Raw genomic sequence first — 16,084 nt, 5'->3', positions numbered from 1 at the left:
CTCACCTCATTCCCGGGCATAAAATAAGACACCCTGCGGTGCCTAATCAAATACTTTATTTAGCTGTTCTATTTCTTCCTGTTCTTCTTCGGTATACCGTTTTTTGATATCACACAGGGTTTTATTACTTAGGTAGAATTCCTTTTCCCATTTCTCCAGGCTTTTTCCTTTTGCCCGTTTCTGCCTGATCCCAAGCACCGTAGAAAAAGTTCCTTCTTCAATCTCCATAAAATACCCCATGAACGTCCACCAGTGGATATATTCGGCAGACCGGACCTCTCTGTGAGCAATCTTATTTATGGCAGGGAAAATAATAGATTCATCCTGCTCCCAGTCAATGACTTTTATAGGAGGCTTTTTATCACTAGCCATCTGTCCACAATCAAGAAACCATTTTGCCTTTTCAGCTGCTTCTGTCATGCATTCTTCCGGTATCTCATTTAGCTGGTCCCGGAAGATACGCTTCATAAGGATATATAACTTTTCCCTGTCCGTATATTCCGGATCGGAACATGCAGTTAATGCTATCAGGATATTTCTATAATCGGTTTCAATGGGATAATCCTGACCGCCTACACTTAGACTGGTGGGAAGTACACCTATCATCTTTTAATGTCTCCCAGATACTTATTCATCTTCTTTTCTGATTTTCGGTTATAAGCCTCAATCGCCGGTCCCATCAGCCCCATCAGAGCGTCTATGACTTCTTCAAATAGATACTTTTCTTTCCCTCTGGAGCCAACGATACACAAGGGAGACTGGCCATTAAAGATAGTATCAAACATATCAGCATTGAATACATCATTAATGGCTTTTCGCATAGCTTTACTGAATTCTGCAATATAAGCTGCCCCCTTCTCAATCTCCCCTTTCGGGCTTCCATCTGGATTTAGTTCAATATCTTCTTCCGGTTTATAGTCCTGAAAGTCTTTTTGCATTTTCAGCAAACGGTTAATGATCTCTGGATCCGCAGGGTTAAAATATATCACCCTGGCCGGATCATCGTTTATCATGAAGCTTTCAAGACCTTCGTTAAATTTCAGGCTTTTCATACGTTTTCGCTCCTATTCTCCGGTTCCAGTTCCATCAGTGTCCGGGGTAAAAGTCTTGGTCTTTGTATCAAAGGTTCCCTTTGTTCTGTTTCCTGTGTGGTGGAGATTAAAAGGAATCTGGTACCCGGTTGTATCTCCGCCGTAGCTGCTGATTTCGATGATGGCTTCTTCCCGATAAGCCACATATACCTTCGGTGTCACTTCTTCCCACGCATGAGCTTCTATAACATCTGTTTTTAATTCATCAAGAGTCTGGCGCTCATCAATAATCTTCTGCAGCCTCTCAAACAAGGGAGTACCTACTTCTGCATAGTACGGTTCCACACTGGCCTGCGGCTGATAACTGTCAAGAATTACCGATGTCTCTCCAATAATGTTGTTCTTGGTATCTACATTGGCATTCATTTCTACGTTATACTCTTCCAGGTCACTCCCCAGTCTCTGGTAAACTGCGGTATCACCCGGTTCGGCGGCATTGATGTAATGCGCCATAAACATTCTTTTGATTTTTCCTACTACTTCCGGCATTTAGAATTCCTCCATTCTTATTTCATAATTGGCATAAATCTGTATCTGGTACAGTACGCCATCGTTTACCGTTGTTCCCATAGGCTGCATGGCCATGGCATTGGCCGTGGTTGCCTTTAGAAATCTTCCGGGCAATACCTCATCACCGATGTTGACCTCTATTCCATCTTCTTCCGGAAGCCGTTCCAGCCAGTAAGCCAGCTCCAGAAGAAAGTTACTGTTCGCCACCCGGCAATAATCCGTGAAAGACTGACATACTGCATATAGAACAAAACTGTGCCGCCTCTGCTGGTTTCCCAGTACATCTTCTTTTAGCAAGGTGTCTCCGGCACTGGAAAGACCATAACTGGTTGCATCACCGTCCGTAAAATCAATATGTAATTCTTCTCCTAAAAGAAATTCCTGTATTTTAGGATATTCTGATAACTTCTGTCTCATAAAATCAATAATGGTCATGATTAATTCCCCTTGTCTGCGATTGCCTGGGCTCCAGATAGGATATCATCCATGTGGTCTGCTTTCATACGTGGGAAAAACTCCTTTCCACGCATGGGAGCACCGGCATATTGCAATTCTCTGTCCGTAGGCACCTTGATTTCATCTTTCTTGGCCCAAGGGCTACCAGTTGTAGGTGAAACATACAGGATTCCTTTATGGAGATAATGAGCGTAGGGACCGGGAATATCAATCTGGCCGGATCCAATCACTGTAGCAAGCACCATCATGTGTTCCAGCTCTCCGGCCTGCCTGCGGGGCATGTAGTCGCTCATATACCGCAGGGATTCACTGTCTATGAACTTCTGCACCGGACCGCCCTCTTGCAGCCCCCTGCGCTTCAATAGTGCTTCATTTGGGAGCATATCAAGTTCAACCTTCATTGTGCCACCTCCTAGTTACAAGCCAGCTCATAATGTTGTACCGCTTCACTTCCATACAACTTGGCATCGACTGATGTTACAGTGAAACATTTATGGGCTTTCTTAAAAACGGTCAGGGAGTTTGATAACGCTTTTTGCGAACTGCTGTCAATCTCATCCGTAATAATTCCCTTAACAGCAATGTCCTTTCCCTGTGTAAATTCAACGGGAGATTCCAGGCTTTCTAAGGGTATTACAAGAAGAACAGAAACAGAGTTTTTTTCTCCCGTTCGTAGCAAGGTAGACTGTGAGATTTCCTCCCAGTAAACCCCCTCAATAGGCAGCCGTGTATACTTCTCTGCACCGTCTACTTTGCTATATAGATAAATAGTTGCATCTGCATTGGTAAACATATCAAATCCCCCTGTATAAGAGTCCGGTTTCACTCAGCCATTTATTCATGATGTGCAGAGCCGTCTTTGATTCGATATCCTCATCCGACTGGACTTTATCGGAATAGGTAACGGAGTAGGTACCGTTCTTTTCAGAGGTCTTTCCTTCCGCTGCCTTGCGCTCCTTCTCGTTGGTGTAACAATGCTCTGCCATTTCACAGCAGCACATCCGGATGTCATCTGTTAGTTCCTCCAATTTATCAATCCGGCCAAAAGTCAGGCTGTTCATGATCCGGCTGGCACTCCTGGCATAATAATCGAAGCCGGCTTTGATAACCGGCTTTCTTCCAAGCAAATAATCACCTTCATAAAAGGCTGCATCCGCATAGATCTTCACTAGCTCCTGCCTCCTTTATTTATCCCTCTGCGCCAGCTTTAGGAACATAGATTGCAAACGGGCAGCGTTTTGTTTTATCCTGTTCCAGGCTGTTAATCGGGTTAGGAATTTCCCAGCCAAGACGCATAACCGCACGCAGGGCAACCATGTCATTCTGCATTAAGTTGTAGATAATTTCTCCTGTAGCCGGGTCCTGAACAATGCCCTGATCGAACAGTTTAAAGGTAATATCCTGACGTACTGCATAAACAAGCTGGGAAAAATCACCGGATATCATCTTTGCTTTTGTCACATCAAAGGCACCATTTCTAGGGAACATCATAGCGTTTCCGTCTAAGGAGTACTGGGTACTTCCCTGCATATCGGTTTTAAACAGCGGACGGTTATTGCTGTCAACCAGTTCCCTTAACTCGGAGCGCATAGAAATATCAGCAATGTGGCCAGTAGGGAAGTAGCCAGATTTTTCAATCTTTGCAATAACCCCATTGGTTCCCATAATGTCCTTATACATGTTAGCAGTGGCCGTTACCGTTGCTCCTGCAGCTGTTGCAGTCGTGACAACGCCGGCACGCCAGTTGCTGGGCTTCTCATCATCAAACAAAATGGCACCGTCAATCTTTTTATGGAATGCCTCAACAAGGCGGGGTCTTACTTCTCCCCAAATATCGTAATCGGAATCATCAATAACTGCTTCTGGAATCGGTACAATGACTGCGATCTCTTCTGCATAGATTCTCTTTTTATCCCACATCATTTTAGTGGTCTGCTTCGTGCCGGTATCTCCGTTTACAAAGTATGCGACCGGAAGCATATCAAGGACGGGCATGACAGTACGGTTTGATGTCATGTTTGGCAGCTTGCGTCCCATGGAAAGGACCGCGGACCCTTCTGTTACTCCCTGGATAATCTCCTTACTTACCTGTTCTGGAATCAGTGCGTCTGCGCCGGAACGGTCAATCAAATTGACTGCAAATCTCTGAATGTCAATTGCCTTTTTTCTCATATTTTCCTCACTTTCTGCCGAAGGAACTTCGGATCATGTTATTAATTACTTCATTTGGGTTTGTTGCGCTGGATTCTCCGGAACCGCTGGAAGTAGTGCCGGTTGTAACCCGGTATCCTCCACCTTCTTTATACCTGGGATTTTCTTTCAACCACTCTTCTGCTGCTGCTTTAAAATCCTTTTTATCAGTTACCAACTGGTCGACCTTGAATCTGACGTAATCCAAATCTTCGCTTCTTACCTTCATTCCCGAAAGAATCTTTTCATTCTTAAGGTTGGTAAGCTCCTTGTTTGCTTCGTCACGTTCCTTTTCAATTGCCGATAAATCGGGCTTATTCTTTTCTTTGTTGGCCTTATAATCAGCCATGGCCTGCTGAACCTCCGCTTCGCTCATGCCCTGCTGCTGGAAGAAAGACTTTAAAGCTGCCTTTTCTGCCCGTTCGGCTCTCGCCGTTGCAATCTCTTCTGCCTGCTGATATGTAAATGTTCCTGCTCCTGCTTGGGCTCCACCCACGCCCGTTCCTGTTGCTCCGGCTGCTGCACCTTGTGCGCCAGTTCCCCCTTCGCCGCCGTCTGCGAAAAGCTGTAAATTCATTTTCTTATACATGGTTATACCTCCGTTTTAAGTGCGTGAACTTTTCCGGTGCTTTTATAGCGTCATCACGTTTTGGACAAAATAAAAGTGCCACGTTATCCATGACACACCTCTACATAAGTTCCATATTCTGTTTGTATATCCTGTAAAGCTATCTCAAGCCCTGCCAGTAGTATGATTGCTGTCTGGTCCGGATTATAGATCCTGAATTTAAGACTACCGCTGCCGCCCTCTTCCGTCACTTTACATGAGGACAATTCTTTTATGGCAGAAACCGTTCCCTGTGTCAGCGCTGATACTGCTGCACAAATAATATCCCTGCCTTCCGGAGCATATCCGGCATGACCAAAAGCATCGAATCCCCGGCACTCGCCATCTTCGCTTTTAAAGGTAATGGTTATCATACTTTCAACCTCTCCATCTGCTGCCTAAGTCCCATTGCCTTAGAAAAATCCGCATAGGTCTTTCCAGTTAATCTTTTCCGAATCTTAGCCGCATTGATATCATCGGCATCCACTTTTGCCTTTTCCATCAGCTTAATGTCCTGTTTCTGCTTTCGTAAGGTTCTTTCAAGCCTGCGCTGATACTGCAGGGCCCCGTAAGTATCATACTCTTTTCCCCTAAAGGATTTTTTTGCGTTTTCCTTGCGGTTTTGTTCTGCCAGCCATTCATCAGTATATTTCCGCTTTGAAATTCCCAGGATAAAAGGGAACCGGATATGATAGCAGTTAATACCGGCAAAGCCAAGCATTTCACCCAGGCCGCATACCGTCTTCATCTCTTCGGAACTGTATACTTTTCCCTGCCAGCTCTGATGATTCATGAAACCGGTACCAGTGTTTCTGGCTCCCATATGCCATTCTACTTCCCAGTAGTCCGTATGAAGTTCTGTTGCATTCTTTTCATTGACTTTATCGGTCAGCTGGCCCACTCCTGTCATAACTGCCCGGCGGGCAGCAACCTCTACCCGGTCAGAACGTCCCGAAGCATAATCCACGGTTCGCAACCCACTGGAGGTCATTTCGTCAATGACACCCTCAATGGCCTGGCTGTATGTTTTTACCCCTGTGACTATTTCCGTCATGGCCTTATCAAGCGTTCTTTCCAAATATTCTGAAAGGGGAGTGAATACCGTTTCTTTTCCCACCTTCACATTGAAGCCTGTAGTTTGTGTGATGTTCTCCATGGGACGCAGGCTGTCTTTTGTTTGTGCTTTAATAGCTTCAACCACCTGCTGCAACCACTTGTTTTCATGATAGGGAATGTAATCCTTTCCCACGGCCTGATAAAGTTCCTTATTCGTTACATAATCTGACCGGATAGCCTGTTCATATATTTTATCAATCTGGAGATCAGTCTCTTTTAGTGCATTGCTGATAATCTTCTTGATTTTGGCTTTACTCTCACCGATGGCAGCTAAGCGGCCCAGAGTCCAATCAATGAGCGGCGTAATCTCACCCGCATTTTTAATGCGCTCCACGATCTCCGTCATAATTGCCAGTTCCATTACCGTCATGGTACGTTCCGTTGGTTTGGGGAGGCTTTCGAGTTCGTCTGGAGTCAAGTAATCACCTCCTGTTTTTGTTTCCTTTTTCTTCCTTTTAGTACTATACTGTACTTACAGGCCATGCCCGGCCAAGTACAAAAGAAAGGAGAATTTCATGCGCCGATACAATTCACCCTTTAATGGAAATCAGTACGTCCTTAACAAATCTACCGGGGAAATTCACGATCTGGACAATGAAACTGATCTCTGTCAGATTAATGAAATAAAGCCGGAAAATGTACTTAACTGTGTAAGCTTTGAAGATGCCTGGCTCCGTGGCCGTTTACTCGGTCCACGCAACCCCAACGGTTGCTATTATTGCTTACGATCCAGAGATAATGGATAACCTTTTCGGGCTAAGGCTTCAATACCCCTTAACCCTTCTCCCGATATTTCTTCTAAAAGAAATTCCTCAATCTCTTCCGGAGTTTTCTTGTCTGAAAGGATATCAAAAATTAAAGAGGAAAACTTTTTGATATCAGTAATAGATTTTATGATTTCAAACTTATTCATCTCCCCACCTCCCCTCATCATTATTCCTCTGTCTCTACCGGATCAGGCAGATTCTTGGCTGCTTCTTCCTCTGTTTCGTTATACCACTTGGCACGGTACTCCTCTATCCTCATAGCACCCATGGCAACATCCAAGCGGTCCTCCTTGCGTTCGGTGGCTTTATCCTCAATGATGGAGTCATCAAAATCCACAAGCACCTCTGCTTCTTCATCTAATCCCTTACCAAGCACGTTTCCAAGCCGGAGAATGATTTTTACCAGTTCCTTGATTGCGGAATCCAATATAATTTCATGCTTCTTTATGGTTTTATACATATCAGAGTTTTCACTAATCACCTGGGTAGCTGTCTGTATGCTTCCGCTCTCAAAGCGGTAATGCTGGGTACCAAACCCACACTTTACAGAAAGAATATTCAGAAAATCATTCATGGCCCGGCTGTGCTGTTCCGCACGAATATCCATGTTTACTTCTATCAGCGGCTTATCCTTCAGCGAATCTTCCGGAAGCTGATAAAAGGTTACATCGTTTGGATCAAACACCGGATCGCCGTCTTCATTCCTCGCCAGCATTTCCGGAGCTACAAAAATACGCTTCTTTCCGAGAACAAATTCGTTCACATAAGAATCGTAAACGGTATCAATTCCCTTTAGCTGATCGATTGCATTTGCAAAGAGGGCAACTCCCATAGGGGAATCCGGGTCAATGTTGTTTACATTGTTTAAGCGGTCAATCACAAACTGCCTTTTGTCTGACCCTGTGTACACCTTCTCTGACATGCTCTCAAATGGCTTTAGCTGTTTCCAGTCCTCTGGTCTTATTTCTGTCCCTGCTCCAGAAGTACATTCCACTACATAATTCTGAATCACATACTCGTTCCCTTCCATTACGTGCATTTGAATATGAGCATACTTCTTCCCTTTGATCACACGAACTGAAACAAAGGCGCATTCTGTGATAATTCCGTTTACCCATGACAAAGGATAAATGTCTTCTGCATCAAAGTAATTAATGCTTATCGTCCCTTCTCCGGGAATGACGCTTCCATCAACGGCTATTTCCGCTTTATCAAGGAACGGTACATAGGCCACAGTTCCAGTATAGCACTTGCGCTCCTGGTAGTTGTTTGACTGAACGGCCCAGTTGTTTTGATTTAATATATCGTCAACAAAGTTCTTTTCGGGTTCCTCCGGCATTGTGATACCGACCTTTTCATTCATGAGATCATCTGCTAAATCTTCACTCAACATTTTGGCCATGCCTGCAGATAAACGATCGCATCTTACGGTATTGGCTCCATTGCATATCTTATATCTGTGAAATCCTCTGACATTTCCCTGGTACCAGCTTTTCCATACCCCAATTGCCCGGTACTGATCTCCTGATACTGTGTCATAACCTTTCTTTTTCAAAAACGTAACAATGTTAATCCTCTTCACCTCCCCCGGTCTGCTCTTGGCAGAAAATATTTTATCTTCTTCCACATTCCCATGACAAGGTACCTCATGGCATCGCAGCCGTGATCATTTTCCTTAACCGGCTCTTCCTTGCCCTTTTCAATGGATTTCTTATTGTACTCATATAGCCCCAGCTCCCAATCAAGTTTCGGCTGCATAGGTGAAATAGTAAGTATTCCATAGGATAGACATTTCTGCACTCGTTGGATTCCCACCGCCACATCATTTTCAGCCTTCTTAATTGTGATCTGATAGTCACAGTTCATGGCCTGCCTTCGAATTTCCTCTGCAAGCCCTGCTGCCGATGGATCAATATAGACATAAAAAATACTGCACTTATATTTCTCATGCAGTTCATCGGTCAATGCTATAAAGTCTTTTGCATACTCAGAAGGACTTTTCTGCTTTCCGGTATCTCTTCCGGAGTGATAATATTCTGTCAGGCCCTCTAACCTTCTTCTTTCCAGATTCAGTCCAAAAGGCTGGTACGTGGTTGCGTTCTGTTGACCATAGTCAACACCGATACCAATGATACGGTAACGCTCATTCTCTGGCTTATACCGGTTCTTCTCGCTGTACATGTAATAGATCAGTTCATCAACGCCTATCGGTTCACCAAGCCACGTCCAGCGGTACATTTTGGGATCTGTCTGCTCCATCATCTTGGCAGAAGCTATCAAGTCCTCACCAAGCCAGTCAACAGGTACATCCTGATAGGTTGAATGGATATGTATGCAGTCCGGCCTTTGCTCCATCTTCTTACACCATAGATTGATTGGAGCATTGGGATTCTTTGGAGGATTATAGAGGTAGATCATTTGGAACCCGGCTTTATTTCCTCTTACGAAGGTTGCTTCTATGTTCGCCAGTTCCTCTTCGCCCTCTCCATCGTCAAAGAATTCCGTCAGCTCGTCAAGGACAACCAGCTTAATAGGCTTATCCTCGTCGATGATACCTTTCGTATCATCAATTCCATCTGATCCGGAAAAGTAGAGGACCGTGCCATACTTCTTGTAGCGTATCTCCATCGGGGATTTTCCGATATCGAAACGGCTCTTGCTTATCTGCAGGCGATTGATTCCTCGAATCATTTCTTTGTAGACCGTCTTGCGGAGTTTGTTGTGCCGCTTGCGTAGAACTACTACAGAGCCTGACGGATCGGAAGCGATCTGGTAAATGGACCTTACCCCAGCATAGCTGGACTTTGTTCCCGCACGGCCGGAGGTCAGGATTATATGCTTATGCCTGGTATCATTGAACAGGGGCATGTACTTGGGTATAATAATGTCTGATATCTTAGTCTGTTTCTTTTGGCGCATCATTGATTATTTCCACCCCATCATCTTCATTTACCGGAGATTCTTTGTTGAGTCTATCGGCCTGTGCCTTAAACTGCGCAATCCGGGCTTTCTGCTCCTCTGTAGCAAGATTCCAGTCTTTATGGAGCATTTCATCGTATTGTTTGATCAGGGATCGCAGTTCTGACTGCGCCCTCGCCTGGGCTTGAAGGAAATGCGCCTGTTTATCCCAGGCTTGTTGTACTTCCCACTTTTCACCGATAATCTTTCCAGACTGCTTTGATATCCTTTCAACGGTCTTATCCTTCTGATCCTTCACATACATAATCTGCTGAGCCCGGATAATGGCAGCGTAGGCAATCTGAATCTGATCCCAAAGGATATCCAGAGGATTGATTGTCATATTGCTTACAATCTCTAAGGTTTCAGGAGGAAGGTACTTTGAAAACAAGCCGTGCTTCTCTGCATTCCTGTTGTTTTCCGGTGCTGACCCTCCCTTATTTCCAACAGCATTCTTGTTCCCCTTTGGGGGCCCTTTTTTATGCGAACGCTCGCTTTTTTTATCCGAACGTTCGCTTTCCCATTTATGAGTTGATTTCCAGCGGCGGACCGTTCCCTCTGGCAGATTTAGTTGACTTGCAATCTCAACCAATTTCAACCCGTTTAGGTACATGGCCTTTGCCTGTTCTATTCTTTCATCTGGCGCTCTGGCCATGCTTCTTCACCTCACTTGTGTTTGTTTTGTTGTATTAAAAAAGAGACGGGGTTGGCCGCCTCTCTTAACTACTCTCATTCTTATTTAAACAATATAAAGATTAAATTTATTCTTTTAAATTTAAAACATTTCTATAAGATGGATGTATTTCCCATAAATCATTATTATTTAAATTAACTGGTAATAATAGATTGGGATTATCCTCAAATCTTGTGAAACCTAATGCTTTATTATATTCATCATTTCTCAAAGTTATAAATCCAATTCTGTATAAAAAATGTGCTAATTGATTTTTATCTGCCCCTATAGCATTTCCATCTAGATAAATAGTAATCTTTGCTTTATTAAGGCTATTTTCAATAAAATTTAATAAATCAAATGTTCGATAGTACTTTTTCCCATTTCTAAATATTTCAATCAAATATTTTAGATTTGTACATTGATGACTATGTTCTTTATATAAATCCGCAATTCTATATTTTCCATATTCATCCATAGCAAAATTTATATTACCTGAAGCAATAGCGTCTTTGTATTTTGAATATGCATCTCGTGCTGCAATTTTGCATAATTGTGCCGCCCATCTGGGACGACCAGCACTAAGAATGTGAATAGCTCTATGAGGCGGCACGCACTTATCTCCCCACTTTATCGCACCCGAAAATACTAAATTAAAAATTTTAATCTCATCTTTATCAATGCTATATAAACGGGGTACGTCCAAAGGATGCTCCTCTTTAAAATATGTAAGAATTTTTTTAGCCAATATTTTTCCTGTATCGCTTGTGCTCCATTTTAAATCCAACATGTATTGTTCACATTTATCTAGTGCCTCATCATAATCTTCTAATATTGTCCAAACATCCGTACGCACAGAAGCTCTTATATTCAAATTTTTAACATCATTAACTAGATATCTGCAGGCTGTAAAAAACGTACTTACTATAATCTTATTTTCTTCAGTATTTGTAAATGTCGCATCTATATCATCAATAAACAACCAAACTTTAATTTCTTCACTTGCAGAGTATCTTTTTAATAATTCGATATTATTAGCAGACGATAATTTATTTATCTTTATTTCATTTGACTTTATCTTAAGGCTAAGCCTGTCGGCCAAGGCCGATAATAAATTTCTTCCCTTAAACCCTGTTAGTTCTGAAGTTTCTACTAATGTTAATGAATCATCATCATAAGCAATATCAATTTTTTTCCCTAATTCCACATTTATACGTGTACAAATTCTTTGTTGCCAGCAATTAGTTAGCTCTAATGCTGTTAAATCTTTAGGATCACTTAGAGCAATTAGTTCTGAAGCTTTAATGTTAATTTGTATGTCATAAGGACACTCGCTCTCCAATTTATACGCCGCATAATTTAATAATGCAGATTTTCCAACTCCTTTTCTCGACCTCACAAACTGCAATTTCTTTTTAGTCGAAAAAAATATATTATTTTCTGGTTTCTCTAAATAATACACACTTAATCTTTCCTTTGCTTCGTCTTCACCTGCTTCATTTCCAAATAAATCATCACTTAATAAGTCTTCTCTCAATTATTACGCCCCCTTGTATTTTTCTCCATCATACACCAAATTTTACCAAAAGAAAACACCCATCGACACAAAATCGACAGGCATTTTCAAAAAGGAGAAAATCAGAAATTTAAAGGGGATCCAAATTTATCTAATTTTGGATAATACTATTATAAATCGGCCATACGGCCAACACAAGGCCACGATTTTGCCAAACCTATGCCAAGCCTATTCAAGTACAATTGCGTCTGATCCAAATAAGTATACGCTTAAAATAGCAGTACAGTCCGCAATCCAACGCCTTGCTGTCCGTTCAGCATATCCATATTCTTCGGCCATCTGCTCATAAGTCATTTCATCAAGATAAAAATGTTTAAATGCATCGTATCTTTCGGGCCACTCCTTCCGGATCATTTCCTCTTCCAGAAGCCCCAGGCATTTATCAATATGTGCAATCATGACAATGCTCCGCAGCTTGCTTTTTATGATACTGTTTATGTAGATATCCTCTGCTGACAATTCTTCCAAATCTTCCCCATTGTCCACGTCCGACAGTTCCGACACACCTTCCTGGACGCTCTGACATATCCGGTTGTAATTCTCCATCAGTTTCTTGGCATTCTGAAATACCTTGGCCCTGTTATTCTTTTTCTGAGACTTCTCAAATATTTTCACAGCCTCCAGTGCTGCCGTTCTAACCAATAACTCCGCTGCTTCTTTTTCCAAGCAATCACCTCCCTACTGTCAATTTCTTCTTGGATCTATTCTTTTTCTGTTTATACAATTCGGCATAAGTCATGGTCAATGGCCTTTTTGGATCTTCCGGTCTGACCAGTTCTACAAGATTACGGTACTTTCTCACTACAACAACCTTACTGGAGTCCTCATAAACAAATTTGGATCCAACCTTTAAAGTCCGCTTAAACTCCTGCAGGTCCTGTACCGTAATATGGGGATTCTCCGGATGCGTCAATTCATCAGTTCTCTCCTCCCTCACAGCCTTAAACGTGTACCGGCCTTTATAGGATCTCCCTTCACGGGCATAATCTCGAACAAGATGTACGGACACTTGTAGCATTTCTGCCCATTCCTTGGATGTGCGTTCTCCTTGATATACCCCGTTGTCATACATTGCATATGGATATTTTAGCTTCATGACCCACCTCTCACTTTTCGCTGAAAATAAACACTGATACTGTATAAATGCCCTTGTTCTTCACAGTCACAATTTTTACGCCCACAATCTACAGGCCAATGTTTTCGACAAATTAAGCATATCATTTCTGTGCTTCCAAAAGGACGTATTCCTTCCGGGTGTTCCGGTTTCCGCTTCGGAGGCTCCCTGCGCTTTCGATCCGGACACAGGCTTGTATATGCATAAGCTGGCATTGTTGCGCTGAAGGTACCAGCTTTGGGTCCTTTCAGTATGTATTCCTGTTTCGCAGCCCTGGCCCGCTCTGTAGATATCATGGCTGCATGTTCTTCTTTACTGGTCAAATTTATTCCTCCCTTTCCCAGCGTTCCGGTAAATTTCAGTTTACTTGATAAACACTAACCACCTGGTTTTCCCTCTCTGATCTCCCAAAAGGGGCTTTCTATCAAAAGTTTTTAATACCTTGGCCAACGGTATTTGATCCTCGTTCCATTTAAAGACCAATAGTCCATCCGGTTCTAATACCCTTATGCATTCGTCAAATCCTGCTTTTAAATATTCTGGCCAATCCTTGGGAAGAATTCCGTATTTCAATCCTAACCATGATCCGGTGCCTGCATGTTCTAAATGAGGAGGATCGAATACCACTACCTTGAAAGAGTTATCCCGATATGGCATATTTCTGAAATCCATTTGCACATCTGGTTTTATTAAAAGCCTCCGCCCATCGCACAAAGTAGTCTCAATCTCTCGGTTATCCGCATATATCACATCCGGATTCTCATGATCAAAATAAAACATTCGGCTGCCACAACATGCATCTAATATTTTCTTCAATCCTTTTCCTCCCTCAAATCCTAATTTTACAGGCCTAACTTTTCTATTTCCCTCAAAATCCATTCGTATCTTTCTGTAAGTTTTATCTTATCCCCCACCTTCCACCAGTGGGTATGCTCTGTCTTTTTCAGGTTTTGAATTTCTCCCTTTATCCAGTCCTTCACTTCTTGAACCGCTTCCGGATCCGGACTGGAAGCCTTAAAGTACTTAAGCATTTTCCGAATCGTGGTTTTATTGGCTTCCTGAAAGAAAATATCCGCATTTATCTTCATAGCCCCGTTTGGAATCCCAAATTCAATGATCACCCTTAATCCTCCTTATCCTCGCTTTCAAACTCTCCATGACCCAGTTTTGAACATCGTCCTTTCGTTCAAGGGCTTGCATCACGTCTTCGTCCCGGGTTCCACTACATACCAGATGGTGAATAATAACCTTTTCTGTCTGGCCTTGGCGGTGTAGCCTTTTATTCGCCTGGGTGTAAAGTTCATAATTCCAGTTAAGCCCGAACCATATCACATGGTTTCCTCCTTGCTGAAGATTAAGCCCATAGGCGCTGCTGGCAGGGTGTGTAAGTAAGATATCAATTTCCCGGTTATTCCAGTCTTCTTCATCCTGCGTAGTCCTAAGCTCTCTCACCCTTAATCCGGAATCCTTTAGAGCTTTTAGGATCCGGTCCTTATCATGCTGATAGTTGTAGAAAACAAGTGCTGGTTTCCCCTGCAGGGATTCGATCAGTTCCATAAAGGCTTCAATTTTGCAGTTATGTATTTCATGGACGTTGTGATCCTCGTCGTACAAGGCTCCGTTTGCCAGCTGTAACAGCTTATTGCTTAAAGCGGCTGCACTGGTAACGCTTATTTCTTCTTCCGCTTCCGGAAGGGCCAGGACCATTTTCCTCTCCAAATCGTAATAGGCTTTACTGGACTTTGGGTCCAGAATAACCGGAATCTGGTTGTATGTCACATCAGGAAGCTGCAAATAATCTTCTGACTTCATGCTGATGCAGATATCTGATATCCGTTCCAGAATACTGTTTTCACTCCCCGGCTTTGCCTTGTAGTTGTAAATTACATTGTTTCCCCGGTCTCCCGGATCGAAGTACCGTTCCCGGAACTGGGTGTATCTCTTTCCCAATCGTTCACCCCCGTCTAACAGGAATACCTGGGCCCATAGATCATTTAACCCATTGGGGGAAGGAGTTCCGGTAAGCTCAATCAGCCGGTCGATATGGCCACTCATACTTGCCAGGGCTTTGAACCGTTTCGCCTTGTGGCTCTTAAAGCTGCTGGACTCGTCCACAACCACCATGTCAAACGGCCAGGCATTCCGGTAGTAATCCACCAGCCACACCACATTTTCCCGGTTAATGATGTAAATATCTGCCGGGGTGTTCAGTGCCCGGATCCGTTTGGACAGGCTTCCAAGTACCTGGGATACCCGAAGCATTTTGGTGTGATCCCATTTATCCTTTTCCTTGGTCCAGGTCCCCTCCGCCACTTTCTTCGGGGCGATCACCAAAACCTTGCGGACTTGAAAGCGGTTATACTTTAAATCCTTAATGGCTGTCAGCGTTGTAACTGTTTTCCCAAGACCTTAACCCATATCAAGAAACAGACCTAATTTTTTAACTTCCTGGATCTTGTCAATACAGTGTTGCTGGTAGGCATGTGGCTTGAATATCATGTGGCATCACCTCTCTTTCTGTCTCATGGCTTTATAATTCATACTTGCAATCAAGGGCTTTGCTGACCTCATCATATCCGTAGTCCCGGAAGAACTGGCTCAATCCATCAATCCCCTTGACCACCTCCACCGTCTGTCCCAAATCCCTAAGCCTTTTTATCTGCACTGACTGTAAAGCACTTAACTTTCCGGTATCGGTCTTAAGCTCCACAAACACCGGAGGCTTTCCCGGAAAAATTACTATCCGGTCTGGCACCCCACTGTTACCAGGGCTGACCCATTTATAGGCCCGGCCCCCCAGTCTCCTTACCTCGTTTGTAAGGATTTTTTCTATATCGCTTTCTCGCATAAAATCCTCCTTTCTTAAAACCGCCGTCTACCAAGTCACTATATACGCGTACGGGCTATGTAATTAGGCGCATTAGGTAATATGCGTATCTCTCTAATCTATCTATTTTTATATTTATATAGATAATTGGTTTACATAGTTGACATATAGTATTTTTCCTATATTTTATACGGATTTT

General features: G+C 43.1%; 21 protein-coding genes and 1 pseudogene. All 22 read right to left on the bottom strand.

The features are described from left to right. Positions 1–42 precede the first annotated feature (42 nt). Positions 43–606: a Gp15 family bacteriophage protein gene (locus VIG27_RS07105; protein ID WP_394526573.1), complete on the bottom strand. Its 564-nt coding sequence runs from the start codon at positions 604–606 to the stop codon at positions 43–45. Continuing rightward, entirely contained in the window at positions 603–1,052 is a 450-nt protein-coding gene (locus tag VIG27_RS07100) for a hypothetical protein (protein ID WP_394526571.1), read from the bottom strand. The genes VIG27_RS07105 and VIG27_RS07100 overlap by 4 nt, the downstream gene beginning before the upstream one ends. A gap of 12 nt (positions 1,053–1,064) precedes the next feature. Further along, a complete protein-coding gene (locus tag VIG27_RS07095) occupies positions 1,065–1,580 on the bottom strand; it encodes a hypothetical protein (RefSeq protein WP_394526569.1) in 516 nt (171 codons plus the stop codon). Next, positions 1,581–2,036, bottom strand: coding sequence for a hypothetical protein (locus VIG27_RS07090; protein ID WP_394526566.1), 456 nt, complete (start codon positions 2,034–2,036; stop codon positions 1,581–1,583). A gap of 2 nt (positions 2,037–2,038) precedes the next feature. After that, positions 2,039–2,458 carry a hypothetical protein gene (locus tag VIG27_RS07085; RefSeq protein ID WP_394526564.1) on the bottom strand — a complete coding sequence of 140 codons (420 nt, stop codon included), beginning with the start codon at positions 2,456–2,458 and terminating at the stop codon, positions 2,039–2,041. A gap of 11 nt (positions 2,459–2,469) precedes the next feature. Then, complete coding sequence (locus VIG27_RS07080) at positions 2,470–2,850, bottom strand: DUF6751 family protein (protein ID WP_394526562.1); 381 nt, start codon at positions 2,848–2,850, stop codon at positions 2,470–2,472. Between the two features lies 1 nt (position 2,851). After that, entirely contained in the window at positions 2,852–3,226 is a 375-nt protein-coding gene (locus VIG27_RS07075) for a hypothetical protein (RefSeq protein ID WP_394526560.1), read from the bottom strand. A 19-nt stretch (positions 3,227–3,245) separates the two neighbouring features. Continuing rightward, on the bottom strand, positions 3,246–4,229 hold the full coding sequence (locus VIG27_RS07070; RefSeq protein WP_394526557.1) for a phage major capsid protein: 984 nt from the start codon (positions 4,227–4,229) through the stop codon (positions 3,246–3,248). Between the two features lie 7 nt (positions 4,230–4,236). After that, a complete protein-coding gene (locus tag VIG27_RS07065) occupies positions 4,237–4,836 on the bottom strand; it encodes a hypothetical protein (protein WP_394526555.1) in 600 nt (199 codons plus the stop codon). An 83-nt stretch (positions 4,837–4,919) separates the two neighbouring features. Continuing rightward, a complete protein-coding gene (locus VIG27_RS07060; RefSeq protein ID WP_394526553.1) occupies positions 4,920–5,228 on the bottom strand; it encodes a ribosomal-processing cysteine protease Prp in 309 nt (102 codons plus the stop codon). Beyond that, complete coding sequence (locus VIG27_RS07055; RefSeq protein WP_394526551.1) at positions 5,225–6,388, bottom strand: phage minor capsid protein; 1,164 nt, start codon at positions 6,386–6,388, stop codon at positions 5,225–5,227. Before VIG27_RS07055 ends, VIG27_RS07060 begins: the two co-directional genes overlap by 4 nt. 297 nt (positions 6,389–6,685) lie before the next feature. Beyond that, the gene (locus VIG27_RS07050; protein WP_394526548.1) at positions 6,686–6,883 is read right to left on the bottom strand and encodes a hypothetical protein; all 198 of its coding nucleotides are present in this window, start codon (positions 6,881–6,883) and stop codon (positions 6,686–6,688) included. A gap of 20 nt (positions 6,884–6,903) precedes the next feature. After that, positions 6,904–8,319, bottom strand: coding sequence for a phage portal protein (locus tag VIG27_RS07045; protein ID WP_394526546.1), 1,416 nt, complete (start codon positions 8,317–8,319; stop codon positions 6,904–6,906). Continuing rightward, positions 8,316–9,659, bottom strand: a complete 1,344-nt coding sequence (locus VIG27_RS07040; RefSeq protein WP_394526543.1) for a PBSX family phage terminase large subunit — start codon at positions 9,657–9,659, stop codon at positions 8,316–8,318. Before VIG27_RS07040 ends, VIG27_RS07045 begins: the two co-directional genes overlap by 4 nt. Continuing rightward, complete coding sequence (gene terS / locus VIG27_RS07035; RefSeq protein ID WP_394526541.1) at positions 9,634–10,350, bottom strand: phage terminase small subunit; 717 nt, start codon at positions 10,348–10,350, stop codon at positions 9,634–9,636. Before terS ends, VIG27_RS07040 begins: the two co-directional genes overlap by 26 nt. Before the next feature lie 106 nt (positions 10,351–10,456). Next, positions 10,457–11,905, bottom strand: a complete 1,449-nt coding sequence (locus tag VIG27_RS07030; protein WP_394526538.1) for a P-loop ATPase, Sll1717 family — start codon at positions 11,903–11,905, stop codon at positions 10,457–10,459. A gap of 207 nt (positions 11,906–12,112) precedes the next feature. Then, a complete protein-coding gene (locus VIG27_RS07025) occupies positions 12,113–12,610 on the bottom strand; it encodes a helix-turn-helix domain-containing protein (RefSeq protein WP_394526536.1) in 498 nt (165 codons plus the stop codon). Positions 12,611–12,614: 4 nt separating this feature from the next. Continuing rightward, entirely contained in the window at positions 12,615–13,040 is a 426-nt protein-coding gene (locus VIG27_RS07020) for a hypothetical protein (protein ID WP_394526534.1), read from the bottom strand. 381 nt (positions 13,041–13,421) lie between these two features. Beyond that, on the bottom strand, positions 13,422–13,937 hold the full coding sequence (locus VIG27_RS07015; RefSeq protein WP_394526532.1) for an SAM-dependent methyltransferase: 516 nt from the start codon (positions 13,935–13,937) through the stop codon (positions 13,422–13,424). After that, on the bottom strand, positions 13,901–14,179 hold the full coding sequence (locus VIG27_RS07010) for a hypothetical protein (RefSeq protein ID WP_394526529.1): 279 nt from the start codon (positions 14,177–14,179) through the stop codon (positions 13,901–13,903). Before VIG27_RS07010 ends, VIG27_RS07015 begins: the two co-directional genes overlap by 37 nt. Next, positions 14,169–15,557, bottom strand: a pseudogene (locus VIG27_RS07005) (SNF2-related protein). Before VIG27_RS07005 ends, VIG27_RS07010 begins: the two are co-directional and overlap by 11 nt. 31 nt (positions 15,558–15,588) lie before the next feature. Then, a complete protein-coding gene (locus tag VIG27_RS07000; protein WP_394526524.1) occupies positions 15,589–15,906 on the bottom strand; it encodes a VRR-NUC domain-containing protein in 318 nt (105 codons plus the stop codon). Positions 15,907–16,084 lie beyond the last annotated feature (178 nt).

This window comes from Lacrimispora sinapis (assembly GCF_043633585.1).
GTDB classification, from domain to species: domain Bacteria; phylum Bacillota; class Clostridia; order Lachnospirales; family Lachnospiraceae; genus Lacrimispora; species Lacrimispora sinapis.
This window is presented reverse-complemented; position numbering and strand designations above follow the sequence as displayed.